21 protein-coding genes and 2 tRNA genes are annotated in these 26,864 nt (G+C 67.0%); 19 read left to right on the top strand and 4 right to left on the bottom strand.

The window, feature by feature from the left end; translation table 11 throughout:
• The first annotated feature begins 1 nt into the window (after position 1).
• Genes mrdA through FX134_RS04405 form a run of 5 tightly spaced genes read left to right on the top strand, consistent with a single transcriptional unit; the run spans position 2 to position 7,221 of the window.
• Positions 2–2,167 (top strand): penicillin-binding protein 2, encoded by a 2,166-nt coding sequence (mrdA, locus tag FX134_RS04425; RefSeq protein ID WP_080798168.1) that lies wholly within the window; start codon positions 2–4, stop codon positions 2,165–2,167.
• A gap of 36 nt (positions 2,168–2,203) precedes the next feature.
• Positions 2,204–3,406 (top strand): rod shape-determining protein RodA, encoded by a 1,203-nt coding sequence (gene rodA / locus FX134_RS04420; RefSeq protein WP_080803740.1) that lies wholly within the window; start codon positions 2,204–2,206, stop codon positions 3,404–3,406.
• A 13-nt stretch (positions 3,407–3,419) separates the two neighbouring features.
• Positions 3,420–4,493: a YcjF family protein gene (locus FX134_RS04415; protein ID WP_080798165.1), complete on the top strand. Its 1,074-nt coding sequence runs from the start codon at positions 3,420–3,422 to the stop codon at positions 4,491–4,493.
• A gap of 57 nt (positions 4,494–4,550) precedes the next feature.
• Positions 4,551–6,506, top strand: a complete 1,956-nt coding sequence (locus tag FX134_RS04410; protein WP_080798162.1) for a TIGR03960 family B12-binding radical SAM protein — start codon at positions 4,551–4,553, stop codon at positions 6,504–6,506.
• Complete coding sequence (locus tag FX134_RS04405; protein WP_080798159.1) at positions 6,499–7,221, top strand: TIGR03936 family radical SAM-associated protein; 723 nt, start codon at positions 6,499–6,501, stop codon at positions 7,219–7,221. Before FX134_RS04410 ends, FX134_RS04405 begins: the two co-directional genes overlap by 8 nt.
• Before the next feature lie 99 nt (positions 7,222–7,320).
• Here the strand turns inward: FX134_RS04405 and FX134_RS04400 are convergent.
• A tRNA-Asp gene (locus FX134_RS04400) sits at positions 7,321–7,397 on the bottom strand.
• Between the two features lie 375 nt (positions 7,398–7,772).
• Here FX134_RS04400 and FX134_RS04395 point away from each other — a divergent pair.
• The 4 genes from FX134_RS04395 (at position 7,773) to FX134_RS04385 (ending at position 11,520) form a co-directional block, all read left to right on the top strand.
• A complete protein-coding gene (locus FX134_RS04395) occupies positions 7,773–8,609 on the top strand; it encodes a Fic family protein (RefSeq protein ID WP_080798156.1) in 837 nt (278 codons plus the stop codon).
• A 511-nt stretch (positions 8,610–9,120) separates the two neighbouring features.
• Positions 9,121–9,474, top strand: coding sequence for a nucleotidyltransferase domain-containing protein (locus tag FX134_RS04390; protein WP_080798154.1), 354 nt, complete (start codon positions 9,121–9,123; stop codon positions 9,472–9,474).
• Positions 9,475–9,652: 178 nt separating this feature from the next.
• The gene (locus FX134_RS14550) at positions 9,653–10,420 is read left to right on the top strand and encodes a type IV toxin-antitoxin system AbiEi family antitoxin domain-containing protein (RefSeq protein WP_172623377.1); all 768 of its coding nucleotides are present in this window, start codon (positions 9,653–9,655) and stop codon (positions 10,418–10,420) included.
• A gap of 8 nt (positions 10,421–10,428) precedes the next feature.
• Positions 10,429–11,520: a nucleotidyl transferase AbiEii/AbiGii toxin family protein gene (locus FX134_RS04385; protein WP_172623376.1), complete on the top strand. Its 1,092-nt coding sequence runs from the start codon at positions 10,429–10,431 to the stop codon at positions 11,518–11,520.
• A gap of 348 nt (positions 11,521–11,868) precedes the next feature.
• Here FX134_RS04385 and FX134_RS04380 read toward each other — a convergent pair whose 3' ends face one another.
• Positions 11,869–13,047: a hypothetical protein gene (locus FX134_RS04380; RefSeq protein WP_080798149.1), complete on the bottom strand. Its 1,179-nt coding sequence runs from the start codon at positions 13,045–13,047 to the stop codon at positions 11,869–11,871.
• A 351-nt stretch (positions 13,048–13,398) separates the two neighbouring features.
• Here FX134_RS04380 and FX134_RS14990 point away from each other — a divergent pair, with 351 nt between their 5' ends.
• Complete coding sequence (locus tag FX134_RS14990) at positions 13,399–13,812, top strand: helix-turn-helix domain-containing protein (protein ID WP_080798147.1); 414 nt, start codon at positions 13,399–13,401, stop codon at positions 13,810–13,812.
• A gap of 73 nt (positions 13,813–13,885) precedes the next feature.
• On the opposite strand, the gene FX134_RS04370 is transcribed toward FX134_RS14990, so the two are convergent.
• Positions 13,886–13,962, bottom strand: a tRNA-Asp gene (locus tag FX134_RS04370).
• A gap of 214 nt (positions 13,963–14,176) precedes the next feature.
• On the opposite strand from FX134_RS04370, the gene FX134_RS04365 reads away from it, so the two are divergent.
• The 8 genes from FX134_RS04365 (at position 14,177) to FX134_RS04330 (ending at position 23,953) form a co-directional block, all read left to right on the top strand.
• Positions 14,177–14,662: a MarR family winged helix-turn-helix transcriptional regulator gene (locus FX134_RS04365; protein ID WP_080798144.1), complete on the top strand. Its 486-nt coding sequence runs from the start codon at positions 14,177–14,179 to the stop codon at positions 14,660–14,662.
• Entirely contained in the window at positions 14,653–16,815 is a 2,163-nt protein-coding gene (locus FX134_RS04360; RefSeq protein WP_080798141.1) for an ABC transporter ATP-binding protein, read from the top strand. Before FX134_RS04365 ends, FX134_RS04360 begins: the two co-directional genes overlap by 10 nt.
• Positions 16,812–18,680 (top strand): ABC transporter ATP-binding protein, encoded by a 1,869-nt coding sequence (locus FX134_RS04355; protein ID WP_080798138.1) that lies wholly within the window; start codon positions 16,812–16,814, stop codon positions 18,678–18,680. Before FX134_RS04360 ends, FX134_RS04355 begins: the two co-directional genes overlap by 4 nt.
• 49 nt (positions 18,681–18,729) lie before the next feature.
• Entirely contained in the window at positions 18,730–19,449 is a 720-nt protein-coding gene (locus FX134_RS04350; protein WP_080798134.1) for an HAD family hydrolase, read from the top strand.
• 495 nt (positions 19,450–19,944) lie between these two features.
• Positions 19,945–21,483: a ribonucleotide reductase subunit alpha gene (locus FX134_RS04345; protein WP_080798131.1), complete on the top strand. Its 1,539-nt coding sequence runs from the start codon at positions 19,945–19,947 to the stop codon at positions 21,481–21,483.
• Positions 21,484–21,486: 3 nt separating this feature from the next.
• Positions 21,487–21,984, top strand: coding sequence for an RrF2 family transcriptional regulator (locus tag FX134_RS04340; RefSeq protein WP_080798129.1), 498 nt, complete (start codon positions 21,487–21,489; stop codon positions 21,982–21,984).
• Positions 21,975–22,850 (top strand): HhH-GPD family protein, encoded by an 876-nt coding sequence (locus tag FX134_RS04335; protein WP_080798126.1) that lies wholly within the window; start codon positions 21,975–21,977, stop codon positions 22,848–22,850. The genes FX134_RS04340 and FX134_RS04335 overlap by 10 nt, the downstream gene beginning before the upstream one ends.
• 524 nt (positions 22,851–23,374) lie before the next feature.
• Positions 23,375–23,953, top strand: a complete 579-nt coding sequence (locus tag FX134_RS04330) for a manganese efflux pump MntP (RefSeq protein WP_080798123.1) — start codon at positions 23,375–23,377, stop codon at positions 23,951–23,953.
• Between the two features lie 436 nt (positions 23,954–24,389).
• On the opposite strand, the gene pheA is transcribed toward FX134_RS04330, so the two are convergent.
• Positions 24,390–25,241 carry a prephenate dehydratase gene (gene pheA, locus FX134_RS04325; RefSeq protein ID WP_080798120.1) on the bottom strand — a complete coding sequence of 284 codons (852 nt, stop codon included), beginning with the start codon at positions 25,239–25,241 and terminating at the stop codon, positions 24,390–24,392.
• 375 nt (positions 25,242–25,616) lie between these two features.
• On the opposite strand from pheA, the gene FX134_RS04320 reads away from it, so the two are divergent.
• A complete protein-coding gene (locus tag FX134_RS04320; RefSeq protein ID WP_080798111.1) occupies positions 25,617–26,861 on the top strand; it encodes a hydrogenase small subunit in 1,245 nt (414 codons plus the stop codon).
• The last annotated feature ends 3 nt before the right edge of the window (positions 26,862–26,864 follow it).

The following is a 26,864-nucleotide window of genomic DNA, read 5'->3' as shown; positions in this document are numbered from 1 at the left end:
CATGTTCGCCGCCATCGTCGCAGCCCTCGCCACGCTCGTGGCGGTCATCGTCGCCGTCGCCGTCGCGCTGGCCCTGCGCGGCCGCTCGAAGTCGTCCAGCGTGAGCGTGAAGAAGGACGTGCGCTCCATCAGCTCGGTGGGCGTGTCCTCCTCGCTCGGGGGCGCGGGCGGGCGCGTGGGCGCAGGAGCCCCGTCGCGCCCGGGCACCGCCGCGCAGCGTCCGGGCGCGAACCCCGCCGACGGCCTCAAGTCGCGCTTCATGGCCATGGGGGTGCTGGCGGCGGGCATCTTCGGCTCGCTCGCGGCGAAGCTCTGGGTCATGCAGATCCTCGAGTCGGAGGAGTTCGACAGCGCCTCGGAGGAGAACAAGTACGCCACGGTGCTGGAGCCCGCCCCGCGCGGCTTCATCTGCGACGCCGACGGGCTGCCCCTCGTGCGCAACCGCTCCTCGCTCACCGTGCTGGCCGACCCCGACGTGGCCGACGACCGCGACGTGGTGCTGCGGCTGTCGGCCGTGCTCGGCGTGCCGTACCACGTGGTGCGCCAGCGCATCCAGAACGCCTCCTCGGGCGCGCAGAGCCAGCGCGTCGTGGCGAGCGACGTGCGCCTGCGCGACGCGGCGTTCATCCAGGAGCACAGCGACGCGTTCCGACACGTCGAGGTGCGCCCGCGCACCGTGCGCGACTACCCCTACGGCGCGCTCGCGGCGCACGTGGTGGGCTACACGGGCTCCGTCATCATCGAGGACCTCCAGACGCCGCGCGAGAACCGCCAGATCGGCCTGGGCGACGAAGTGGGCCGCGCCGGCATCGAGCAGCGCTACGACGATTTGCTCTCGGGCGACCCCGGGCAGCGCAAGGTGGTCGCCGACGCCCAGGGCAACATCGTGGAGGTGGTGAGCGAGACGCAGCCGACGAAGGGCTCGGACGTCCGCCTCACCCTGAAGGGCCCGGTGCAGTACGTCTGCGACCATGCGCTCGCCCAGCTCATCGCCCCCGAGGGCGGCATCATCGGCAGCGGCAAGGGCGTGGCGGGCACCGTGGTGGTGATGGACCTGGCCGACGGCGGCATCGTCGCCATGGCGAGCTACCCCGCCTTCGACCCTGCGGCGTTCGTCGGCGGCATCCCCGACGCGACATGGGAGACCTACAACGCCGAGGAGAAGATGAGCCCGCTTGTGAACAGGGCCATCTCGGGCACGTACCCCGCCGCGTCCACGTACAAGACCTTCACCGGGCTGGCCGCGCTGAAGCACGGGTTCGCCGACGCGTCGCGCACGTGGGGCTGCTCGGGTACGTGGGACGGATGGAACACCGGCGAGGAGAAGAAGTGCTGGAACCACAACGGCCACGGCACGGTGGACTTCCGCGGCGGCATCGTGCAGTCGTGCGACACGGTGTTCTACGACATCGGCAAGCAGTTCTGGGACAACCGCGAGCAGGTGGGCGAGACGGCCCTGCAGGACTTCCTCGCGAAGTTCCGCTTCGACCAGCCCACCGGCATCGACCTGTCCTCCGAGGCGTCGGGCATCATCCCCACGCCGGAGTGGAAGGCTAACAACTACCGCGACATGCCCGAGGTGGCCGGCTGGGTGGGCGGCGATCTGGTGAACATGTGCATCGGCCAGGGCTACGTGATGGTGACGCCGATGGAGGTGGCCGTCGCCTACGGCGCGGTGGCCACGGGCAAGCTGCTCAAGCCCCACGTGCTCAAGGACGTGCGCAACGCCAACGGGGACGTGGTGCGCGAGTGCGCGGCGGAGGTGACGGGCGAGGTGGACGTGTCCGCCGAGCACCTGGCCGCCGTGCGCGACGCGCTCAACGGCGTGGCCACCGACAACGCCGACATCTCGAAGACGTTCAACGACTTCGGCATCGACCCCGCCACCGTGGCGTGCAAGACGGGTACCGCCGAGTTCACCGACAAGGGCGACACGGCGTGGTTCGCCTGCTACGCGCCCGTGGATGATCCGAAGTACGTGGTGGCCTGCGTGGTCGAGCACGGCGGCGGCGGATCGGCCGTGGCCGCGCCGCTGGGCGCGGAGGCGCTCGCGGCCGTGCTGGCCTACGACGCGGGCGAGCTCGAGGCGATGGGCGAGATAGCAGGCACGACGGGCAAGGTGAAGGAAGACGCCATGACCGCCGCCATGACCGGGCGGACCGACTAGCGCGCCTTGGGGGCGCACGACGAGAGGAGGATGGACATGCCGCAGCTGCCGCAGATCAACTCGGTGAAGGCGCCCGACCGCGCCGTGGTGCAGGCCACGCGCTCGCGCCGCCTGCCGTGGCTCAACATCCCGCTCGTCGTGGTGGTGGCGCTGCTCGTGTGCTACGGCCTCGTGGTGGTGTACTCGGCCGTGTACGGCGACCCCGACTATTCGTTCCCGCGCCAGGCCGGTCTCGTGGCGGCGGGTTCCGTGCTCATGGTCGTGCTCTGGCGCTTCGACTACCGGAGCCTGTCGGACTTCACGATGCTGTTCCTCATCGTGAACGTCGTGCTCATCCTCTCGCCGCACATCCCGGGCCTCGGCACCGACGCGGGCATGGGCTCCCAGTCGTGGATCAAGCTGGGCATACAGGTCCAGCCCGGCGAGTTCGCGAAGATCACCGTCATCCTGCTCGACGCGAGCGTGGCGGCGCGCTACGGCGGCCGGCTCGACGATGTGCGCGAGTACCTCAAGGCGCTCGGCATCATGCTCATCCCGTTCGCGTGCATCATGACCCAGCCCGACCTGGGCACGGGGCTCGTGTACCTGTTCATCGCCGCCGTGGCGCTCGTGGTGGGCGGGGCGCGGCCGAAGTTCCTGCTCATCACGCTGGCGGCCGGCATCGTGGCGGTGGCCTGCGTGTTCGCGCTCGACGAGGTGCTCGCCACGCGCAATCCCGACGGAACCGTGCAGTACAAGCTGCTCAAGAACTACCAGCGCTCCCGCCTGCTCGTGTTCCTCGACCCCGAGCTCGACCCCACGGGCGACGGCTACAACCTGAAGCAGGCGCAGATCGCCATCGGCTCGGGCGGCCTGTTCGGCAAGGGCTACATGCAGGGCTCCCAGCACGCGCTCAACATCCTTCCCGAGGCGCCCACCGACTTCATCTTCTGCGTGCTGGCCGAGGAGCTCGGGTTTTTGGGTGTAATGGCGCTGCTGGTTCTGTACGTCGCGCTCGTTTTGGTATGCTTCCGCATAGCCCATGCGGCCGGCGATCTGTTCGGAATGCTCATCGTCATGTGCTCCGTGGGCATGTGGCTGTTCCAGATACTTGAGAACATAGGCATGACCTGCGGGCTCATGCCTATCACGGGCATACCGTTGCCGTTCATAAGCTACGGGTCAACGGGCACGATGATGAACTTCGCCATGCTGGGGCTCGTGGGCTCCGTGTGGGCCCACAACATCCAGAAGCGCTAGGGAAGGGGCGGTTATGCAGCTACCTGTGGACATCAAGGCGGTCATCGACGAGGCCACCAACATCGACGAGGCGCGCCAGACGCCGCTGTCGGTGAGCGTGTACCTCGACGACGGCGCTCCGGGCGACGTGCTGGCCCACGTGCGCCAGGCGTTCGCGAGCGCCTCGGTGCATGCGCGCGTGTCGCTCATGTACCTGGACGGCCGCCCGTTCGCTCCCTACGCGGGCGACGACATGGCCGTCATCGTCGCGGGGCTCGACGAGCGCGTGGGCTCCTGCGCCGAGGAGCTGCGCCGCGCGGGCGTGCCCGTCATGGTGGTGACCACGCTGCCCTCGCTCGTGGCGGACGTCGCCGACGCGGCGGGCCACCCCATCCCGCGCGGCGACCTCGTCGCGCCGAAGGCCCCGCGCGTCCCCGCCGCGCTGCCGGCCGCCGACGACTCCGCGGACGCCGCCGCGCCCGCCGCGCCCGCCGAGCCCTACGCGCTCGACGCCGCCGCGGCCGCCTCGCTCTCCGAGCGCATGGGCGGCTGGGTGATCGACGCGTGCAACGAGAAGCGCCTCGCGTTCGCGCTGGCCTTCCCCTTCGTGCGCAAGCCGCTGTCGCTCGAGGCCGTGAACGCCACCGCGCTGCAGAACGCCGGCGTGGGCCTGCTCGTCGTCATCCCCGGGGCCGACCTGCCCGTCATGACGCTCAACCAGGCGAAGATGCTGCTCATGATAGCCGCCGCCTACGGCGAGGAGCTCAACATGGAGCGCGTGAAGGAGCTCGCGGCGGTCGTGGGCGGCGCGTTCGCGTGCCGCGCGGTGGCGCGCCAGCTGGTGGCGTTCGTGCCGGCGCTCGGCTGGGCCATCAAGGCCGCCATCGGCTACTCGGGCACGCAGGCCATGGGCCGCGCCGCCATCGAGTATTTCGAGGACGGGGCCACGCTCGGACGGCTGACCGACGCCGTGGCCCGCGCGCGCGACAAGGTGGTGCGCGCCGCCGCGAGCCGCGTGGCCGCGAAGGCGCAGGACGTGGGGTCGAGCGCCGTAGCCTCCGTGCGCGCCGCCGCGGCGACCAAGCTGGCCGGAGGACGGTCGCGCTAGGCGCCCCGCAGCCCCGCCCGCCCTCTATTCCGACCGACCTTCGAGAAGGACATGCCGATGACGGATCTCTGGCCGCGCCTCGAGCCGCTGCTCGCCGACGCAGAGCGCCCCGCGCGCTACCTCAACCACGAGTACGGCTGCGTGTACAAGCCCGAGGCGGACTTCCGCTTCTGCATGGTCTACCCGGACACGTACGAGCTGGGGCAGGCCAACCAGGCGGTGCGCATTTTGGTGAACGCCGTGAACGCCGCCGACGGCATGGCGGCCGAGCGCGCGTTTTTGCCCGCGCCCGCGTTCTGCGACGTGCTGCGCGCCGAGGGCCTACCGCTGTTCTCCATCGAAAGCTGCGCGCCCGTGGCCGAGTTCGACGTCGTGGGCATCACGCTGCCCCACGAGCTCGCGGCCACCAACGTGCTCGAGACGCTCGATCTGGCCGGCATCCCGCTGCACGCCTCCGAGCGCGCCGAGGGCGACCCGCTTGTGCTGGCCGGCGGCCCCTGCGCGTTCAACCCCGAGCCCTACGCGCCGTTCTTCGACGCCTTCAGCATCGGGGAGGGGGAGGAGGCCGTGCCCGAGGCGCTCGCGCTCATCCGGCGCCTGCGCGCCGACGGAGTCCCGCGCGCCGACATCCTGCGGGCGCTCGCGCACGAGCCGGGCTGGTACGTGCCCGGGCTCTACCGCTGGCGGGACGAGGCCGAGGCGCAGGAGGCGGGCTCGTGGATCGAGCCTGTGGAGGAGGGCCTTCCCGTGCTCATCGAGAAGCGCCTGTTCACGCGCTTTGCGGAGAGCCCCGGCTGGGAGCCGTGCGTCGTGCCGTTCACCGAGGTGGTGCACGATAGGCTGAACGTGGAGATCCTGCGCGGCTGCGCGCGCGGCTGCCGCTTCTGCCAGGCGGGCATGATGTACCGCCCCGTGCGCGAGCGCTCCGCCGACAACGTGGTGGAGTCCGTGGTGGCGGGCCTTGCCGAGACGGGCTACGACGAGGTGAGCCTGACCTCGCTCTCCTCGACCGACCACTCGCAGATCGCCGACATCCTTACGCGCGTGAACCGCTCCTGCGACGGCAAGGGCGTGCGCGTGTCGGTGCCCTCGCAGCGCCTCGACGCGTTCGGCGTGGACATGGCGGGGCTCGTGGCCGGCCAGAAGAAGGGCGGCCTCACGTTCGCGCCCGAGGCCGGCACGCAGCGTCTGCGCGACGTCATCAACAAGAACGTCACCGAGGACGACCTGTTCGGCGCCATCGACGCGGCGTTCGCGGCGGGGTGGCGGCGCTGCAAGCTGTACTTCATGATAGGCCTGCCCACCGAGGACGACGACGACATCAAGGGCATCGCCTCGCTCGCCCAGCGCGCCTACGACCGCGCGAAGGCCGCCGTGCCGCCCGAGCAGCGCGGCAGCGTGCGCATGAGCGTGAGCTGCGCGCTCTTCGTGCCCAAGGCGCAGACGCCGTTCCAGTGGGACGGCCAGATCGCGCCTGAGGAGGCCATGCGCCGCGTGAACCTGCTGCGCCACTCGGTGAAGTACAAGGCCGTGGACGTGCACTGGCACGACCCCTCCACGAGCTTCATCGAGGCCGTCATGAGCCGCGGGGGCCGCGAGGCGGCGGCGTGGGTGGAGGCCGCGTGGCGGCGCGGCGCGCGCTTCGACGCGTGGACGGAGTGCTTCCGCGAGGACGCGTGGGTGGAGGCCGCCGAGGTCGTGGGCCTCGATCCGGCCGCCGTCGCGCAGACGAGCTACCCGGCGGGCCGCGTCATGCCGTGGTCCCACATTTCCACCGGCGTGTCCGAGCGCTTCCTCGCACGCGAGCGCCGCCTGGCCGACGAGGGCCGCACGACGCCCGACTGCACGTTCGGCGCCTGCTCGGCCTGCGGCGCCTGCCCCGCCCTCGCCGCCGACAACCAGCTCGCACAGCCGCGTGCGGCCTCCTGTCATCCTGAGCGGAGCGCCGAAGGCGCGGAGTCGAAGGATCCCGCGCGGCGCGCCAGCGCAGAGAAGGAGGCCCCCCATGCCTGATCCCCGCAACTTCCGCCTGCGCGTGACGTTCTGCAAGCAGGGCCGCCTGGCGCTGCTCTCGCATCTGGAAGTGGCCCGCGCCCTCGAGCGCGCGGTGCGCCGCGCCGGCCTGCCCTTCGCCGTGAGCGAGGGCTTCTCGCCCCACATGAAGATCGCCTTCGGCGCCGCGCTCCCCGTGGGCGTGGGCGGCACGCGCGAGCTGTTCGACCTGCAGATGACGCGCTACGTGCGCCCCGAGGAGGCCCTCGCGGCCCTGCAGGCGGCAAGCGTCCCCGACCTCATGGTGAAGGCGTGCTCCTACATCGACGCGCACGCGCCGGCGGCCTCGGCGGCGTACCCCGTGGGCACCTACCGCGCGCTCCTGTCGTGCGCGCCCGCCGCGCTGCCCGTGCCCGAGGAGGTGCGCGTCGTCCGCAAGAAGAAGGAGAAGGTGCTGCACGTTCCCGAGTTCCTGGCGGGGGAGATGGAGCTGGCCGGCGCCACGCTCACGCTCTCGCTGGTGTCGAAGCCCACGGGCAGCCTGCGCCCCGACGTGCTGCTGGCCGCCTGCTGCGCCGAGGCGAATGCCGAGGCCCAGCCTGACGGCGGTTCCGAAAACCCGCTGGCTTTCCTCGTGGAGAACACCGACCCCACCCTCATCGACGCCGACGCGTGCACCGAACGCAACCCCCTGCGCGTCCTCACCATAACCCGTATCGACCAGCGCCCCGCCTAGCCTCCTGCCGGCCGAATCCGCGTGCAGGGGCAGGCCGTTTTCGGTGCCACGTGAAGGGAGCGAAAAAGCCCGCCGGATGGGCGGGCTTTGCATTCAAAGTGGCGGGATGTACGAGACTCGAACTCGCGACCTCCGACGTGACAGGCCGGCGCTCTAACCAACTGAGCTAACACCCCGTGCTTTAGCAGCGCGGATTATTCTACCGGGTGACGCCGATGAGCGCAATACCCAATTTTGGCCGCTCCCGCAGACGACGGTGGCTGCCCGAGCGGGCGATGCGGCAGGAATTTGCGGCTGTGGCACGGATTCGGCGGTATCCGATGCTCTGCGGCTGCCGGCGCGCAGCGTTTGCCCAGGTCGTTGTTTTCGCAGTCGTCGCGTGCGTGCCACAGCCGCAAATTCCTGCCGCATCGCCCGACGCTGGCATGCCGCGGGCGCTGCTTTCATCCGGCAAGCGCCGCACGAACGCGAAAGGTATAATAGCGCACTGAAGCATTCCAGCGGAACATATGCGCAGAGATAGCGAGCGAAGCTAGAATCGGAGGTGAACCATGAGTGCAGAAAAATCCACGGCTGAATATCGCGAAGACGTTCCATACGTCGAATCGATCCCGGAAACCACGATGGCGCAGCGGCGGGACTACTGGGAAACCGCGAAGGGCCTGCAGGCGACCGACGGCCTCGAAGTCTCGAAATACGCCGATGAGCAGGCAGGCCGCTACATCGAGGGCGAGCTTTCTGCCGAAGAGCTGTCAAAGCAGATCGCCGAGCACTACAGCGAGCAGGCGATCGACGACGCAACGCGTACGCGAGAGGCGGACGAAGTGTCGGCGCGCATGGTCAAGTACCTCGAAGGGGGCGCGTTCAGGCTCGCGCCCTCGACCCTGTTCGCGATCCACCGCCACATCTTCGACGGCGTTTTGGACGAAAGCTGGGTCGGCGTTGCGCGGTGCGTGAACCTTACGAAAGCGGAGCCTGTTCTCGTCGGCCGCTCCGTCGCCTATGCCGACTACACCATGATCAAGGACCAGCTCGCCTACGATTTCGAACAGGAGGGTGCGAGGCCCTACCGCCTGCCCTTGGACAGCGGGCAGATCGAGCGCTTCGCTGACTTCGTGTCGAACGTCTGGCAGACGCATCCTTTCCGCGAGGGCAACACGCGGACGATAGCCCTGTTCTCGCAGCTCTACTTGCGAAGCCTGGGGGTCGACGTCAACAACGCCCCCTTCGCCGAGAACAGCGCGTACTTCCGCGATGCGCTTGCGAGGGCCAACTACGCGAGCATCAGGGAGGGGATTCGCGAAGACCGCTCCTTCCTCTATGCGTTCTTCTCCAACGTCGCGCTGGGCGCGTCCAATCCCCTGGTCGGCGACCGCCCTTACCTGTGAGCGCTGGACGGCCCCGCCAGCCCTCCGGTTGAACGGCAGGCGCAGGGAGCCCGAGCGCGCGACGGGAGGGGACGCTAACGCGGCTGCCCTCGCAGTCGTCGCATGCGTGCCACAGCCGTAAAATCCTGCCGCTTCGCCCGATGGAGGAGGGGAGCGCGCTCCCGAACGGGCAGGCGCGGCGGCGCTTCTGCCCTCGGGCTTGTTGAGAAGCACGGTATCGCATCCCCTCCCATGCAGCGGCATAGCCGCAGACAGCGAGTTTCGTGTCCTGTACGGACAGCCTCCGGCTGTCCGTACAGGACCCCTGCTGGGAACCAACGCGCTTTCTGCGGGGGAGGCCTCGCGCCCCTGGCACCGCCTGCCGACCACGAGCCCCGACACGTATTCGGCGGCGAGGATGCGCCGCAGAGGATGGCGCGTGCCTCGCCCAGTTCGAGCGGCAGCTTGATGCGCAAGGTATAATAGGGCTGCACGCACGAAAAGACCCGGCATCAAGAGTCGGAGGTGAAGGATGGCCGCCGCCGCAAGCATCAAGGGGTTCTCGAAAATCAATCTGCCCGACGACCTTTTGCAGCGTCTTGTAGACAGCATCGTCAACGCCGTCCCGACCGACGCCATCTACGTCTTCGGCTCCTATGCTCGCGGCGAGGAAAGACCCGGCAGCGATGTGGATATCTACGTCATCACCAGCGATGACGGGAAACGCCCGCTTGAATATGGAGCCGACGTGCGCGGCTCGTTGATGTGGACGCCGCTGTCGCGCGACGTGCTGGCGGCCCCGCGACCCCTGTTCGAGGCGCGCAGCAAGGAATTCTGGAAGGTCGAAGCTCGCGTGGCCGAAGAGGGAGTGAGGATCTACGGCTGACTATCGTGAGGACGCCCCTTGCGTTGAAGCCGTCTCGACAGCCGCGAAAGCGCATCGGCCGCGCCGGATCCGGCGGGTGTCAAACCTTCGGCACCCTGCGAGGATGTTGATGCTATTGCAGTATAATAACCTATATGATGTTATGTTCTTGCATGAATGTCAACCCTTTGGAGGACGTATGGCAGCTAAGGACTTCCTGGAAAACACGGCGGCATTCACCATCGAGGAATACTTCGACGCCGTCGGGCGCTCGCCTGCCAACGCCAACCTCCTGTCGCGCGCCAAAGGCGCGGGGAAGGTTCTATCCCCCATGCGCGGGGCGTACGTCTCGAACACGGGGCGGTACCGCGCCCACGAAGCCGACCCCTACCTGGTGGCGACGAAGCTCGGCAGCGACGTGGTGTTCGCCTACGATTCGGCCCTTGCGCTGCACGTCGGCCTCCATAACGCCACAACCACTACGAGCTTCTATGCCACGGGCCGCGCGCTCGATCTGGTGTTTCTGGGAAGGACGTACCGCCGCTACCCCCGCCCTTCGCGCGATCCCCTCGTCAAGCGCATGAGGCGTGCCGGCGCGGGGGTGATCGCCGCGACGAGCAAGGAGCAGACCATCATCGACTGCCTGCAACGGCCCGACCGCTGCGGCGGCGTCGAAGCCCTTTTCCGCAGCCTCTCGGTCGTCCGGTTCGTCGATAGCGAGGTTCTGGCCGATCTGGCATCGGGCGCGGGGGCGTCCGTCTCCGCGCGGTGCGGATGGGTGCTCGAACGCAAGCAAGAAGCCTGGGATGTGCCCGCCGCATCAATCGAGGCGCTTCGCGAGGCGGCGTCCTCGGGGCCTTTGTACTTCGGAAGCACGTCGCACCTCGCGAGCGCCGAGTGGGACGGCGCGTGGAACCTGTACCTGCCCGCCCCGTCGGAAGACATGGAAGGATGGCTCGAAGGATGATGCCGGGCATGGAGAGATTCGACCGAGTGAACTTAGAGAAAGTCGAGCGCCTTCTCGATTTCCTCGATGCCCTTGCCGACAACCCCGCTGCGAGAAACCGGATCTGCCTTCATGGCGGCACCGCCCTCAATTTCTTCATTATCGAGCCTACAAGGCTCTCGCTCGATGCCGATATAAACTACATCGGCTCTGCCGACCGGGAGCAGATGATACGCGACAGGGATGCGATAGTCGGCGCTGTTCGCGGCACCGCCCTCGAATTGGGCTATCGGGTAGAGCCAAGCAAGGTCGAGCACGCGGGCACCACGATGAAGCTGGTCTATGACCAGCGCCGGGGCGCGCGCGACTTCATCAAGGTCGATCTTGACTTCTTAAACCGCGCGCCGCTCGTTCCCCCCGCGATTCGCACCGCCGCCTTCGACTCGAAGACGATCTCTTTTCCTGTGAACGCGCCCATTGAGGTCGTCGCGGGAAAGATCACCGCGATTTCAGACCGCGTCGTGCCTCGCGACCTATACGACATCGGGAGAATCGCCGAAACGAAAGGCGTTTGGACGACCGGAGACGAAAAGCTCGATCACGGCATCATCACGTTCTATCGGGGCTTGGCGAAGTCCTTTCCCAAAAACCAAGATATCCTGGCAAGATTCGACGGAAGGGAGCAGGATGTTCGGGAGGTGCTTTGGCCCGTCCTGCCTGCGGATACGGCTCCTTCCCTTGAAGAGCTGAAATCGGACGCCGCCGAGTTTCTTGAATGGGCCGCGACGCCGCAGTCGAAGGCCGAGGCCGAGTTTCTGGCCCGCTTGGCCCTTGCCGACTATATGCCCGAATTGCTGTTCTCCGGGTATCCGGCAGTGCTCAATGCCGCCCTGGCATCTCCTGCGATGCAATGGAAGCTGGTGAACCTAAGGAGATCGCCCCGGCTTGGGAGGCAGCTCGATAAACCAGTCGAAAGCCCGGAGGCCGGCCGGCCGGTTGAGGCAGAACCGCTCGCCAGCCCCCGCCTGAACGCCAAGCGCGAGGAGGCCGAGCGGGCGGCGGGAGGGCCGGACGCGGGCGCGGAGAGGGGCCGTTCGAGGGATTCCGGCCCCGAAAGATAGCATTTGCAAAACCCCAGGTCAGCGAATGGTATTATTAGACGATAACTATTATTGATTTACGTCAAAGAGGGGGCCTTCGCCCCCTCTTTGGTGCTTTTTATGTCGCACTCGCCTTATTGCACGGCCCCGCAGGAGCACTTGTAGCCGGTGACAACTTGCTCATATCCGGTGATGACCTGCTCATACCCGGTGATCACCTGCTCATACCCGATTATCTCCTTGTTGTAGCCGACGACGATTTCGTCGATCCACGTGCTTGAGCTTTCCCCCGCGAGTGCGTGCGGCTCGTTATGCCCGACATAAGAGCCACCCGGTATCTCCCCGCAGATAGAGCAGTAGTAATGCTCTTCAATGATGGGAGCGCCGTTGCCGTAGATGGGAGCGCCGTTGCCGTAGATGGGAGCGCCGTTGCCGTAGATGGGGATGCTGTAGCTGTGCTGGTGCGGGGGCGGAACCCTGGGAGCTTGAGGAGCCGCCGGAAGGCGCGCTCGGGGCGCTCTGCTGCACGGAGGCCGCGCTGCCGGGCTTGGAGGGCGCGGCCTGCGCCGAGGCGCGCGCGGCGCTCGCGGCGTCGGCCTTGCCCGCGCCTTCGAGGATGTCGGCGGCCGCCTCAAGCTGCTCCTTGCTCATATCCTCCTTGGCGATCTTTGAAAGCGCACATTCAACCTCTACCGGCTCGCCCTCGCCGTCAACGCTGAACTTGACCGGCTCCTTCGGCAGCTCGTAGGTGGAACCGTCCTCGCACACCGGCGCTGCCGTCACGTACAGCTCGTAGTCGCCCTGGTCAAGCTCGCCGACCTCCACCGCCTTGTTGGCCTCGACCTCGCGCTCCTCGATGACGGTCTTGCCCGCAGCGTCGGCGGCGACCACCTTGGCCTTGGTGACGCCGGCGTCGGCCCCCTCGGCCTTGACGGTCAAGACGACCTCGCTCTTCTCGGCCTTCTCCTCGGCGCGCACGGGCGCGCTCTGCGATGCGGTCGCCTTCGGGGCGACGGGAGCGGAGGCGGGCGGCTGTGCCGTCGCCAAAGCGATGCCTCCGACAAGGCACGCCGCCGCGAGCGCGACGCCGACGCCGAGGGCGGCCTTCTTGCCGGCAGTCCAGGACGGGTAGATCATGCACAGGGATCGGTCGCCGCGCACGGCCGCGAGCGCGTCGGCGATATCGAGGGTTTCGCGCTCGTCGGCGAGGACGATGGTGCCTTCGCCGGTCTGCTCCTTCTTGGCGACGACGCACTTCTTAGGCACGCGCATGACCTTCGCGCTCGCGGATTCCGGAGGGTTCTCCGCTTCCTTCCAGTCCTCCAAGCCGCGCTCGGCCCCCTCCTTGTCCGCATAGTCCATGCCCACGATGACGCGCTCGGTGCCGCCTTCGACAAGGCCCTTGGCGACGACGCACCAGCCCAAGTCGGGCTTCTCCTGCTTCGCGGCCTCGTCCTGCCCCTCGCTGCCGGCCTCGACGGCCTCAATGGGAGCGGTAGGTGCCTGCGCCTGCTCGTCCACGGTTTCCTTCTTCTCTTGCTCGCCCATCGTCTTCTCCTTCGATGATGTATCGCGCTTTCGACATGATACCTTGGGCTTCTGCCCCCGGCTCGCATCGAGCGCCGCTTCCAGTTGCGCTTGAACCTTCGGCGCGCGCCGAGCATTTCGCAGCTAGCTTAGCGCCGCTCCGAACCGGGCGTCTGCGAGGGGGGGGGGTTGAAGGCGGTTTCACCGAAACAGGGAGAGTCGCTGCGCGCAGGCAAAGAAGGAGCCAACTTATCATGCTGGATGCCGGGCACCAATTGCCCGGGACGTACATGAACGTTGGCTCCTGCAATAGTATACCCCCGATTTGCGCGCTGGTCGATACCGCGTTTCACCACGAACCCCCTTTCTCCGATGCCGGCAGAGGGCGGCGATCCCTCCTGCGCAGGTGCCGCCAGCGGTCGTTTGCCGTCGGGTGTTCTTGCCTCCACCTATGCATTACATGATACCAACTGTAGGGAAGCGTCACCACATCAAATTTTCGCGGGAGCTTACCCTTTACCCATGGATGGCAGGAGCCGCATATCCGACGATGAATTTCGTCGCGCTTTCGGGAGCGTTGTAGCTCGGCGCAGGGTCGCGCTCGGGATGTCTCAACGCGCCTTCGCCCGCATGTCGGGTATAGAGAACTCGCATCTGCGCGAAATCGAAATTGGCAAGCGCAACCTTATGGCCTCGACCATGCTCAAACTGGCTTCCGCCTTGGACGTGGCGCTCAGCGCTCTTATCGCGGATGCTGAGAATGGCGTGCTTCACTTGGAAAAATGACGCAGGCTTCTTGAGGGGGAGCGCGGCCCGGACATGAAAAAGCCCGCCGGATGGGCGGGCTTCGCAAGCAGGATGGCGGGATGTACGAGACTCGAACTCGCGACCTCCGACGTGACAGGCCGGCGCTCTAACCAACTGAGCTAACACCCCGTGCTTTAGCAGCGCGGATTATTCTACCGGGTGAAGCCCTCCCGCGCAATACCCTATTTCGAGAAAATCCCGGCCCGCCTCGTCGCCCGCCCACGCCCGCCCCGCCAGGCGTGCAGGTTCTGTGCTCTTGAAAACATTTTAGTAACTAAAACTTATCATGTGGTAAAGTTTAGCAACTAAATTGTAACTGACGTTCGATCGCAAGGGAGGGCCCATGAAGGAATCCTTCGCCCAGACGAAGCGCGAGCTGTACGGGCTCATGCAGCGCATGCGCCACAGCCGCATCACGCCGCCGACGCCCGACGGCGTCACGCCGCTCGAGGCGCGCACGATGATGGCCGTCGATGAGATGCGGCGCTGCCACGGGGAGACCCGTCCCGGCCGCATCGCGGAGTTCGCGCACACCACGCCGAGCGCGCTCTCGCAGGCGTTCAAGTCGCTCGAGGAAAAGGGGCTCATCGAGCGCCGCCGCTCCGGCGACGACTACCGCGGCATCACCGTGAGCCTCACGGACGAGGGCGAGCGCCTGGCCGCCGAGGGCCGCAGGCTCCACAGCGCGCACATGGACGAGGTCATGGCCCACGTGGGCGAGGAGGACGTGCGCCACCTCGTGCGCATCCTGCGCAAGGTCGTGGAGTTCCACGAAGGCGCCGCCCCGGCTGCGCCACACGACGAAGGGGGCGACGCCCCGTGCGCATAATACGCTATCTCAAACACTGCAAGCTGGCGGTGGCGCTCATCGTGTGCCTGCTCATCGTGCAGGCGTTCACCGACCTTGCGCTTCCCAACTACACGTCCAAGATAGTGGACGTGGGCATCCAGCAGTCGGGCGTGGAGCACGCCGCTACCGAGGAGATGACGGCCCGTACCCACGACCTCGTGGCCATGATGCTGCCCGAGGCCGACGAGCGCACCTTCGAAGCCGCCTACGACGAGACCGACCAGGGCACCTACAAGCTGAACGCCCAGGGCGAGCGCGAGCAAAACGAGCTCGACCGAATGGTGGCGATGCCGCTGGTGGCCGTCCACTACTCCCAGCAGATGCCCGACCTCGACCTGGACCAGGCCCTGCAGGCCTACAAGGCGGGCGCCGTGCAGAAGCAGGACATCCTCGGCATGCTCGACGAGGCGAAGTCGAAGCTCGGCGACGCGAGCGACTCCATCGTGGAGCAGCAGGCCATCGCCGCCGCCCGCGCCGAGTACGAGGCGCTCGGCTACAACCTCTCCGACATGCAGATGCGCTACCTCGTGCGCGTGGGCCTCATCATGCTCGGGCTCGCCGCGCTCGGCATGGCGGTTGCCGTCCTCGTGGGCTTCATCGCCTCGCGCACGGCCGCCAAGGTGGGCGCGACGCTGCGCGCGAAGCTGTTTAGGCGCGTCGTGTCGTTCTCGGACGCCGAGGTGCAGTCGTTCTCGGCCGCCTCGCTCATCACGCGCGGCACCAACGACGTGCAGCTCATCCAGATGGTCACCGTCATGCTCCTGCGCATGGTGCTGTACTCGCCCATCCTCGCCATCGGCGGCATCATCATGGTGTCGCGCACGAACCTGGCCATGAGCTGGATCATCGTGCTGGCCGTGGCGGTCATCGGCATCCTCATCGTGGTGCTCATGAAGGTGGCCATGCCCAAGTTCAAGATCATGCAGAAGCTCATCGACCGCGTGAACCTCGTGTCGCGCGAGATGCTCACGGGCCTGCCCGTCATCCGCGCGTTCGACCGCCAGCCCTTCGAGGAGGAGCGCTTCGACGAGGCCTCCACGCGCCTCATGAAGACGCAGCTGTTCACGAACCGCGTCATGACGTTCATGATGCCGCTGATGATGCTCATCATGAACGGCGTGAGCGTGCTCATCGTATGGGTGGGCGGCAGCTACATCGACACGGGCGCCATCCAGACGGGCGACCTCATCGCGTTCATCACCTACGCCATGGTCATCATCATGAGCTTCCTCATGATAGGGATGATATCCATCATGCTGCCGCGCGCCGACGTGGCCGCCCAGCGCGTGAACGAGGTGCTCGACACGAGGCCCACCATCTGCGATCCCGATCCCGCCGCCGCGCGCGATGCGGAGCTCTCCGCGAGCGCGGGCGGCGCGACCATCGCGTTCAACGACGTGAGCTTCAAGTACGGCGACTCGGCTGAATGCGTGCTCGAGCACATCGACTTCACCGCCGAGCCGGGCAAGACCACGGCCATCATCGGCTCCACGGGCTCCGGCAAGTCGACGGTGGTCAAGCTCATCGAGCGCTTCTACGACGTGACCTGCGGCTCCATCACCGTTGACGGCATCGACGTGCGCGACGTGAGCCAGGAGGCCCTACGCGCCCAGCTGGGCTACGTGCCGCAGAAGGCGTTTCTGTTCAGCGGCACCATCGAGTCGAACATCGCCTACGCCGACGAGGCCATGCCGCGCGAGCGCGTGGAGGAGGCGGCCGACATCGCCCAGGCCTCCGAGTTCATCGCCTCGAAGGAGGAGGGCCTCGCCTCGGAGGTGTCCCAAGGCGGCACGAACGTGTCGGGCGGCCAGCGCCAGCGCCTGGCCATCGCCCGCGCGCTCGCCACCGAGGCGCGCGCCTACCTCTTCGACGACAGCTTCTCGGCGCTCGATTACAAGACCGACGCGGCGCTTCGCCAACAGCTGCACACGCGCCTGGGCGGCAAGACCGTGGTCATCGTGGCGCAGCGCATCTCCACGGTGCTGCACGCCGACCTCATCGTGGTGCTCGAGGACGGCCGGGTCGTCGGCCAGGGCACGCACGAGGAGCTCATGCGCACCTGCGAGGAGTACCGGGAGATCGCGATGTCGCAGCTCTCGGAAGCCGAGCTGAACGGGGGTGATGCAGCATGAGCGCGCAGAATCAGACGCATCGGCCCCGCCGCGGCCCCGGCAGCGGCCACGGCCCCGGCGGGCGCATGATGCCCGGCGAGAAGCCGAAGGACTTCAAGGGCACCCTCAAGAAGATGATCGCCTTCATGGGGCGCTTCAAGGCGGCGCTCGTGGTGGTGGGCGTGTTCGCCATCGGCTCGACGGTGTTCAACATCGTGGGGCCCAAGGTGCTCTCCACGGCCACGACCGAGCTCTTCAACGGCATCGTGGCCAAGATCGACGGCACGGGCGGCATCGACTTCGACGCCATCGCGCAGATCCTCCTGTTCACGCTGGGGCTCTACCTGTTCTCCGCAGCGTGCTCGTTCGTGCAGGGCTGGATCATGTCGTCGGTGTCGCAGCGCACGAGCTACGAGCTGCGCCGAAGCATCGCGGAGAAGATCGACCGCATGCCCATGGGCTACTTCGAGCGAACGAGCGTGGGCGACACCCTCTCGCGCATCACCAACGACGTGGACACGCTCGGCCAGAGCCTGAACCAGGGCGTGACGCAGCTCATCACGTCCACCACCACCATCATCGGCGTGCTCATCATGATGCTCACCATCAACCCGCTCATGACGCTGGTGACGGTGGTCATCCTGCCCATCTCGGTGGTGCTCATCATGGTGGTGGTGAAGCGCTCGCAGAAGTTCTTCGTCGCGCAGCAGAACACGCTCGGCGAGATCAACGGCATCGTGGAGGAGACGTTCTCCGGCCACGCCATCGTGCGCGCGTTCAACCGCGAGGACGGCACGGTGGATAATTTCAACGAGACGAACGCGCGCCTGTACAACTCGGCGTGGAAGAGCCAGTTCGTGAGCGGCCTCATGCAGCCCATCATGAACTTCGTGGGCAACTTAGGTTACGTGGCCGTGGCCATCACGGGCAGCTTCCTGGCCGTGCAGGGTGTCATCACGGTGGGCGACATCCAGGCGTTCATCCAGTACGTGAAGAACTTCACGCAGCCCATCACCCAGCTCACGCAGGTGAGCAACGTCCTGCAGCAGATGGCCGCCGCGGCCGAGCGCATCTTCGCGTTCCTCGAGGCGCCGGAGGAGGAGCCCGACCGCGCCACCGCGCGCACGGCCGACGTGGAGTGCGAGGTGGAGTTCGACCACGTGCGCTTCGGCTACGATCCGGAGAAGCCGGTGATCAAGGACTTCTCGGCGCGCGTGACCGAGGGCCAGACCGTCGCGCTCGTCGGCCCCACAGGCGCCGGCAAGACCACCATGGTGAAGCTGCTCATGCGCTTCTACGACGTGCAGGGCGGCGCCATCCGCGTCGGCGGCGTGGATGTGCGCGACTTCGCCCGCGACGATTTGCGCAGCCTCTTCGGCATGGTGCTGCAGGACACGTGGCTCTTCCACGGCACCATCCGCGACAACATCCGCTACGGCAAGCTGGACGCCACCGATGCGGAGGTGGAGGCGGCGGCGCGCGCGGCCTACGTGCACCACTTCATCCAGACGCTGCCCCAGGGCTACGACACCGAGATCAACGAGGACGCGAGCAACATCAGCAGCGGCCAGCGGCAGCTGCTCACCATCGCGCGTGCCATCCTGGCCGACCGGCGCATGCTCATCCTGGACGAGGCCACCTCCAGCGTGGACACGCGCACCGAGGAGCGCATCCAGAAGGCCATGGACAACCTCATGGCCGGGCGCACCTCGTTCGTCATCGCGCATCGGCTGTCCACCATCAGATCAGCGAACCTCATCCTGGTGATGGCGCACGGCGACATCGTGGAACAGGGTACGCATGAACAACTGCTTGAACTTGGCGGTTTCTACGCGGAGCTGTATAATTCACAGTTCGCTGAGACTATCGACGAGGCGGAGGGCTAGGCGCGCGGGGGACGCGGCGCCGCTCCGCCGAACGGGAGGGTGGCGCCGCATGTCCCACACGGGGACCGAGGAGACTGGCAATCACGGGGAGGCCGCGCCTGAGGGGAAGGCGCGGCTCGCCGTGTTCGATTTCGACGGCACGAGCATCGAGGGCAACTCGCCGGTGCTGCTCGTGTCGCACCTGATGGGCGAGCGGATGCTGAAGAAGCGCATCCTCGCGCGCATCCTTCTGTGGGCGGCGGCCTACAAGCTGCGTCTGCCGCAGAACGAGGCGGCCGTGCGCGGGCTCGTGTTCACCGCCTTCGAGGGCAAGCCGGCCGAGGAGGTGGACGCCTTCCTGGCGAGGTTCTACGACGAGCGCATCGCGCCCGTGTTCCGCCCGGAGGCCGACGCGGCCATGCGCGCGCACGCCGAGCGCGGCGACACCGTCGTGGTGATCTCGGCCACGTTCGAGCCCATCATCCTGCGCGCCATGGAGCACCACCCCTTCGAGAACCAGATTTCCACGCGCATGCGCATCGCGCCGGACGGCACGTATACGCGCGAGGTGGAAGGGCGCCCCGTGGAGGGGCAGGAGAAGCTCGCGGCCGTGAAGCGCTTCGGCGACGAGCGCTTCGGGCCCGGCAACTGGGTGCTGGACAGCGCCTACGGCGACCACCATTCCGACCGCGCGGTGCTCTCGGCCGCCGAGCACGCCTATGCGGTGTCGCCCGACCGCCCGCTGTCGCGCACGGCCCGCGCCCAAGGCTGGACGGTGCTCGACTGGTAGGACCGTTTTCCGAGGGAGCGCCCGGCGGCATCCAACGCTCGGCAGTCCTGAGCTCGCACGAACAGCCCGCTGGGCTGTTCGGCTCGTGCGGAACTCGCTTATGGATGCCGCCGGGCGCTCCCTCGGAAAACGGTTGCCGTTTCGCTGGGGGGGGGTCGCCGTCTTCTTTTTGTCTGGGCGAGCGAAGCTTCCTTTTGTCATCCTGGGCGAGCGAAGCTTCCTTTTGTCATCCTGAGCGAGCGAAGCGAGTCGAAGGATCCCATGCGGCGCCAGCCGTGAGACGTCCTGCTGTCGCCGCGCGGGATCCTTCGACTTCGCGCCTTCGGCGCTCCGCTAGGATGACAAGGGGCTCGGCTGAGGCTCAACGGCAGCGTTACGAATTGTGGTGTTTGGGAGGCCCCCTGTGCGGGGCGGGGGTTCTTCGGTAAAATGCGACCTGAACATAGGCATATCGACATTGACAGTGATGTTCCCATAACAAAGGAGGTTGGGTCCATGTTTGAGAACGACGCGAACAGCTCGCCCAGCCACAACGACGAGCACGATTCCTTTGCCGAGTACCTGCGCAGCGCCGCTGCGGCCTGCGCGTCGGGCGACGCCGTGCTCGGCATGCACCTGTACCTGGCGGCGTTCGAGCGCGCGCAGCGCAACGACGGCACGCCGCCGGAGGAGGAGGCGGTCGACGGCCTCAAGCAGGCGTGGAGCCTGGCCTGCACGCTCAAGGAGCGCTCCATCGCCGAGTACGCCTTCGAGCGGCTCGAGCCCTACCTCAACCAGGAGGAGATCGCCGCCTGCGCCGACCAGCTGCAGCGGCTCGCGCTCGACAAGCTCGAGGAGTTCGGCCTGACGCGCGAAGACCTCGAGGACATGACCGACATGATCTCCCAGGACTTCCTGGGGCTTGACGGCGCGCCCCTCATGCGGGTGGAGCACGTGACGGCCCCGGCCCCGGCTGCGAGCGCCGTGGCGGTGGAGGAGGCCGACGGCCCTGAGGGTTCCGACGCGGCGGACGCCTCGGCGCAGGACGACCCCGAGGCGATGGGCAAGGCCCTCGAGGCCGTCGCGCGCGCAAGCGGGATGGGTCCCGATGCCGACGCGGTCCTGTCGTCGATGGAGCGCATCACCTACGACGAGCTGGTCGGCTACGACGAGACGGTGGCCCTCATGCGCGACTTCGGCGTGGGCATGCAGAAGGACCCGCGCTTCCAGGAGCTCGTCGCGCTGCTCAACGCTCGCCATGGGCTCGACCGCATGCCCGCCTCCGACGCGCTGCTGTTCCGCTCGCCGGCGCGTGAGGATGCGAACCGCTTCATGGCCGCCACGCTCGGCGAGCTCAACCTGCCCGCCATCCGCATGCACATGGAGGAGAACCTCCAGGGCATGCCGGTGCTCTGCGTCATGGCGCAGGCCGACCGCCAGCCCCAGCTCAACGGCGCGCGCAACGCCTTCGAGGGGCCGGGCGTGCTCATGCTCGAGGACCTCGACCTGTGGATATCGCCGATGGGCGACCCCTCCGACGACTTCGGCGGCTTCCTCATGGCCAGTCTCTCGCGCGGGGCGCGCGAGGCCATCAGCCTCATCCGCTCGGCGGCGGAGAACCCCGACGTGTACGTGCTGGCGTCCGCGGCCGAGGCGGGCGAGATCGATCCGTTCTTCTTCGACCTGCTCGAGCCGCTGTCGGTGGTGGACATCGATTACCCCACCGACTCCGAGCGCGCCGACATCTGGATGGAGATAGCCCGCGAGCACCCCTCCGTCCGGGGCATCGACCGCGTGGCGCTCGTGCGCTACTCGTCGCAGATGCCGCGCTACGATATGTACATGGCGGCCCGCGAGGCCATCGAGGAGGCCTACAAGGCAAGCCTCGTGGCGCGGCGCTACGTGCCGGTGACCGCCGACAACCTCTACGACAAGCTGGCGGCCTACCAGCCGCTCGACTCCGAGGAGTACAAGGCCCTCGAGGAGGCCGTCGTCGACGATTTCAGGCGGGACCTCGAGAACCTCGAGGACCTGCTCAACGGGAAGGAAAGCTAGCTGATGGACATCACGCGCCGTTGCGATTACGCCTGCCGCATCCTGCGCGCCGCCTACAAGAGCGGCGAGTCGTACGTCTCCGTCTCCGACATCGCGGAGGAGGAGGGCATCCCCTACGCGTTCGCGCGCAGCATCCAGCACGACCTGGTGAAGGGCGGCCTCATCAAGACGGTGCGCGGCGCGCGGGGCGGGCTCGCGCTCAACTGCGACCCGGCCGAGGTCACGCTGCTCGAGGTGCTCGAGGCGGTGCAGGGCCCGGTGAGCATCTCGCTGTGCGTGATGGACCCGGCCTACTGCGACAAGCAGAAGGACTGCGCGTACAACAAGCTGTGGCAGGGGGCGGATCGCCTGCTCAACGACTACTTCGCGTCCATCACGCTCAAGGACCTCATCGAGCAGGGGGCGAGCCATCCCGTGGTGGAGGCCGCCATGGACTCGGCGAAGGGCTCCCATGCGTGCAAGGGCGATGCGGACCCGGAGGCTTGCGGGTCGTGCGCCTAGCGGGCGATCGCGCCGCTGCGTGGCCCGAGGGCGCGCCGTCGCGCGAGGCCTTTGTGGGGAAGGTGCGCGAGGAGGGGCGGCTGCACCATCGCGACCTGCCGTGGCGCTATCTGGACGACCCCTACGCCGTGCTGGTGAGCGAGGTCATGCTGCAGCAGACCCAGGTGGCGCGCGTGCTGAAGCATTGGGAGCGCTGGATGGCGCTTTTTCCCACGGTGGATTCGCTGGCGGCGGCGGGCACGGCCGACGTGCTGGCGCAGTGGCAGGGGCTCGGGTACAACCGACGGGCGCTCGCGCTCAAGCGGGCGTGCGAGGAGTGCTCGGCTACGCGGGAGGGCCGGCTGCCCGAGACGGCCGAGGAGCTGATGGAGCTGCCGGGCATCGGGCCCGCGACGGCGGCGGGCGTCATGGCGTTCGCGTTCAACCGGCCGGGCGTGTACCTGGAGACGAACGTGCGCACGGTGTTTCTGCACGAGCTGTTTCCCGGGCGCGAGGGCGTGGCGGATCGCGAGCTGGTGCCCCTGGTGGCGGCGACGTGCCCCGAGGACGACGCGCGGGGGTGGTACTACGCGCTTCTGGACTACGGAGCGCATTTGAAGTCGATCATGGCCAATCCCTCGCGGCGCAGCGCCCATCACACGCGGCAGTCGGCCTTCGAGGGGTCGCGGCGCCAGAAGCGCGCCGAGCTCGTGCGCGTGGTGCTGGCCGAGCCCGGCATCGGCGAGGACGAGCTGGCCCGCCGCCTGGACGCCTTCGAGCGCGCGGCCGGCCGCGACGCCGTGGACGCGGCGACGTTCGCCTCCATCGTGTCCGACCTCGTGACAGAAGGCTTCTTCCGCCAGGAGGGCGAGGGCTTCTGGGCGTAGGGAGGGCGAGCCGGCTGCGCGTGGTGTTCGCGGGTCGCACGAGGACGCTTTTCGTGCAAAACAAAACATTCCATCTGATCAGGTTAAATGCATTGTAAAGCCTGATCAGCGGTCTGCACAAAAGCACGCGACGTGTGATGTTCGGGGGGGGGGGGTCGGCGACGTCCCGGCGAAGGTGACGCTGCGCGACAAGGCGAGAAAACGCGCACGAAGGCGCTTTCTGTCCACGTCGCTACAAAAGTCTGACCAGGTGAAACAACCTATTTCACCTGGTCAGGTGCTTGGACAAAATCAGGCTTCGTGCGCGTTTTCTGTGCTAGAATAGCCGAATCCCGTGGGGGAGTAGTCGGCGCTGGCAAGGCGCGGCTGCGTCAACATACTGCTTCTTCTTGAGGCTGGCGCAACCTGAAACGACAAGACTCGCGGTGTGGCGCTTGGCGTCGCACCGCTTCTTCATGCAGCCGGTGCGCACGCGCCGGTGTTTTTTTGTTCGCAGCTGGGGGCAGCAGGACGAGAGGATTGCCATGGGATTCATGGAGTTGTTCTTGATCGCGGTGGGGCTGTCGATGGACGCGTTCGCCGTGTCGGTGTGCAAGGGTCTGTGCATGAAGCGCCTGAACATGCGCCAAGCTCTGGTCATCGCGCTGTTCTTCGGCGGCTTCCAGGGGCTCATGCCGCTTGTGGGCTGGGCGCTCGGCACGCAGTTCGAACGCTACATCACGCCGGTCGACCATTGGATCGCGTTCGGCCTGCTCGCGCTCATCGGCGGCAAGATGCTCTGGGATGCCTTCCATGAGGATGACGAGGAGCTGTCCTGCCCGGCCGACGGCAAGCTCGACCTGCGCGAGCTGGTGATGCTGGCCATCGCCACCAGCATCGACGCGCTCGCCGTGGGCATCACCTTCGCCTTCCTGCGCGTGGACATCGTCATGTCCGTGGGGCTCATCGGAGTGACGACGTTCGTTCTCGCGCTCGTGGGCGTCGCCGTGGGCCACCGCTTCGGCGCGCGCTACGAGAAGGCCGCCACCATCGCCGGCGGCGTGGTGCTCATCCTTATCGGCACGAAGATCCTCCTGGAGCACCTGGAAGTGCTGGCGCTGTAGAAGGGAAGCAGGCTAAGCGGCCTCCACGACACAAAAAGCGGTCGGTTTGGCACTCTGCCAAAGGGCGTGCCGTCAAGAGTTTTCGTGCGAGCTGGGAAAACGCTGCGACTGATGCGTCTGACTCTCCGGAAAGGCGGCCATTCTAGTGCAGCGAGTGCCAAACCGGCATGTTTTTGTGTCATGGGGGGCGGTTGGGATGTTTCCCGCTATCGCCGCGCGGGATCCTTCGACTCGCTTCGCTCGCTCAGGATGACAAAGGCGCAGGTCGACCCCGGCTTTAGCGAAGAGCTTCCCGGTGGAATGGCCGCAACCGGCAAGGGGCCGGGGACGAGCCCACCAAGCGAGTTCCGCACGAGCCGAAACGCCCAGTGGGCGTTTCGTGCGAGCAGGACTGCCGAGCGACTGGGCTCGCCCCCGGCTCCCGCAGGTTGACGGACTATCCCACTGGGTAGCTGCCGAGCACCTTCACCTCGCGCAGCTTCAGACGCAGGCAGTTGAGCGCCGTCTGCACGGGCAGGGCGTTCGCGTCCTCCTCGAACTCGATGAAGAACATGTAGTCGCCCAGCTGCTGCTTGGTGGGGCGTGACTGGATCATGGACAGGTCGATGCCCGCGTAGGCGAACTCCGAAAGTATCATGTTCAAAGTGCCAGCGCGGTTCACCTGCAAAAACAGCGCGAGCGACGTCTTGTAGCGGTCGCCTCGGAACACGGCGGGGTGTCCCTGGCGGCCGATGAGCGCGAACAGCGTCTGGTTGCCGAAGTGGTCCTCGATATCGCGCTCGGCCACGCGCGCGCCGTAGAGCTCGGCCGCGAACGCGTTCGCGATGCCGGCAACATGCACGTCCTCGGCGGCCATGCGCGCGCTCTCGGCCGTGGACGACGTGGTAATGGTCGCACGCCCCGGCAGCCGCTCGGCCAGAAAGCGCCGGCACTGCGCGAGCCCCTGGGCGTGCGAGGCCACGCAGGTCACGTCCTCCAGGCGCGCGTCGGGATGCAGCACCAGGCAGTGGTGGATATCCAGCACGTGCTCGCCCAAGATGGACGCCTGGCTCTTGAACGCGAAGTTGTCGAGCGTGGCCGTGACCGACCCCTCCAGCGAGTTCTCCTTCGCCACCACGCCGTACTCGCACTTGCCCCGGTCCACCGCGTCGAACACCTCGTCGAACGACGCGCATTCCAGAAGCTCGGGCTCGTCGTGCCCCAGGCGCGCGGCGAAGGCCCGGGCGGCCTCGTGGGTGTAGGTGCCGGCGGGGCCGAGGTAGGCGAAAACGGGTTCGGGAGCGCTCATAGGTTCATCCTTTTGCTTACGGTTCTCGTTTATTCTTGCTTGTGATATGATACCGATCTTCGCGACGAGACGAGCCGGGAGAAACGGCGCGCGACAAGAAACCTACGAGAGGCGCCGGAGAATCGGCGGGCGGTTTCTTGCTGTGCGCGCACTGCATACGAAGCGCGATTAACGGGATGGTTTTGCATGAAACCGCAGGAAACTGCGGCGAGAGTGAATAACTCATGTTACGACCTGCGGATACCGTAACATTTTCATGCCACTGGCGGGCCAAACGTTGCGCTCGCGCGCCTGTCCTCCCAATCGTTACAATCGTCGTGGAAAATACATAATCAGCAAGCAATGGAAGACGAGAGCACCTGAGGAGGTGTGCACATGGAAACAGAGGCCACGGTTTCAGAGTTTCAGCAGATGCTTTCCGCACGCGGCGTGAGCCGACGCAGCTTCATGAAACTTTGCGGCGCGGTCGCGGTGGCGGCGGGATTGTCCGAGCTCGCCGCTCCGAAGGTCGCGCAGGCCCTCGAAACGTCCGTGATCGGCGCAAAGGAGGGCAAGCTGTTCCCGGTCATCTGGATCGAGGGCGCGTCGTGCACGGGCTGCACGGAGTCGTTCGCGCAGGTCGAGACGCCTGACGCGGCTTCGATCGTGCTGGAGATGATCTCGCTGAACTACTCCGAGACCCTGTCGGCTGCGGCCGGCCACTCCATGGAGCTGGCCAAGGAGCAGACCATCAAGGATTGCGCCGGCAACTACATCCTCGTGTACGAGGGTGCCGTGCTCGAGGGCTGGGGCGGCCAGGCGCTGCGCGTTGCCGACAAGCCCGGCACGGAGCACCTTGCCGAGGCGGCCGAGAGCGCCGTCGCGGTGGTCGCGCTGGGCTCCTGCGCCGTCAACGGCGGCTGGATGGGTGCGAACCCGAACAGCTCCGGCGCGCTCGGCGTGCAGGCGTTCCTCAAAAAGCGCGGCATCGAGACCCCGGTCGTGAACGTCCCCGGCTGCCCGGCCAACCCCGAGTGGCTCGTGGCCGTGCTGGCCGACGTGGTGCTTCTGGGCCTCACGCCCGCCGAGCTCGACCTCACGAGCGAGGGCAAGCCCACCGGCATCTTCGGCCAGACGATCCACGACAACTGCGAGCGTCGCGGCCACTTCGAGAACGGCGAGTTCGTCTACGAGTTCGGCTCCAAGGAAGAGGCCATGGGCTACTGCCTGTATCCCCTCGGCTGCCGCGGCCCGCAGACGAAGGCCAACTGCGGCGTCACGCTGTGGAACAACCGCCGCAGCTGGTGCGTGCAGTCCGGCGCCCCCTGCATCGGCTGCTGCGAGGCGGCCCCGAACGATCCCGGCCACAACTGGGTCGAGGTCAACACGCCGTTCTACAAGCGCCATCGCGACCTGCGCATCGGCGACTGGATGGTCCAGCCCGGCACCATCGCGCTCGGCATCACCGGCATCCTGGCGGCGGCCCTCGTGGTGCACGGCTTCGGCATGAAGCTCACGGGCCGCATGGACGGCGGCGCCGACTTCGAGAAGGTCCGCAGCTGGGACGCCAAGCATCCCGACAAGTCCATCGGCACCTACGATGCGACCGACAAGCCCAACGACGAAGAAGAAGGGAGGTAAGCC

The organism is Arabiibacter massiliensis, from assembly GCF_902386925.1.
In the GTDB taxonomy this organism is placed as follows: Bacteria; Actinomycetota; Coriobacteriia; order Coriobacteriales; family Eggerthellaceae; genus Arabiibacter; species Arabiibacter massiliensis.
The sequence above is the reverse complement of the archived record's forward strand: the minus strand, read 5'-3'. Positions and strand labels throughout refer to the sequence as shown.